The following is a 1,072-nucleotide window of genomic DNA, read 5'->3' as shown; positions in this document are numbered from 1 at the left end:
ATTGTGCTGTTAGTTAAAGATCCACGAAACCAGCAACAGCCGGAAACGCTTGAAGAAATTTGTTATGAAAACGATCTTTGTGCTTACCGACTTTTCAGACACCGCTGCTAACGCAGCCCTGTATGTCGCAGCGCTAACTCATCATGTGGAAGTTTACGGACTAATTCTTTATCATTCCTATGAACTGAAACCTCTCGTGCAAACAGCCGTACCGGTGAAGGAGCCGGAAGATGTGAAAGGCTTTCTTAAAGAAAGTATAGAAAACCTGACCTTGTTAAAAGAGAGGCTCCGTTCTTTTAACAACGAGCGGATCATTATACAGCATTGTCTGATCGACTTACAAAGGGATCAATAGTTCAGCTTTTTTATTTTTGCCGCCGTTAAGATGGTTTATTGTCAGGGTTTCACATTTATACTTTTGGCGTGAATTGCGCCAGGTCATATATCCCCAATGATCTTTCAATAGTCGCAACTTTTTCAACCATCGTTTCAAAACCGTCTTTTCCAAAAAGCTTGTGTTCATTGTTTTCAAATTCCTCCCCCAAGGCGTCATATTCATGTCCGGACACCATTTTTCTAAAGGCTGGAAAAAGTATAGTGTCTTCCCTTGCTTCGTGGGGACGATACATCTGATTAAAGTCTGTGAGCGCCTTAACTAATTGTTGGTTTTCTGTATTCGTTACAGAAATTGATTTAGCCAGATGGGAGATCTGATCGGTTAGCACCCTGCCTGCTTTATGCTGCTGCCTTAGCACCAGCACCAGATCAGTTAATTGATGGGCCTTTTCAAACCTGAGGAACAAATAGTTTTCTTCCTGTTTTTCATGGTAATCTTCCACAAAGGTCCTGATGATGCCAGCGGCATTTAATAAGGCTTCCTTCGGAAAATTTTCCTTATCAATCAAATGTATCTTGCAGGTATCATAAATAAGCAATACCCTGTTCAGCAGGCCATGCTCCTGCATGAGGTCTTCCGGCGGCGACACTTTCTGCCCATCTTCTTCCATCTTTTCTTTACAACCGGGCAAGAAACCTAATGCGCCTATGCTGCCAATTAGAGCCAGTTTCAGCC

Annotated in this window: 2 protein-coding genes; one reads left to right on the top strand and one right to left on the bottom strand. The window is 42.6% G+C overall.

What is annotated here, in order from left to right:
• Positions 1-64 precede the first annotated feature (64 nt).
• Positions 65-355, top strand: a complete 291-nt coding sequence (locus AC1DPZ_RS27800) for a hypothetical protein (protein ID WP_477409627.1) — start codon at positions 65-67, stop codon at positions 353-355.
• Positions 356-410: 55 nt separating this feature from the next.
• On the opposite strand, the gene AC1DPZ_RS27795 is transcribed toward AC1DPZ_RS27800, so the two are convergent.
• Positions 411-1,072: hemerythrin domain-containing protein (locus AC1DPZ_RS27795; RefSeq protein ID WP_477409625.1), on the bottom strand; the 662-nt coding region annotated here is incomplete at its 5' end.

This window comes from Mucilaginibacter sp. P4_G9 (genome assembly GCF_056400985.1).
The sequence above is the reverse complement of the archived record's forward strand: the minus strand, read 5'-3'. Positions and strand labels throughout refer to the sequence as shown.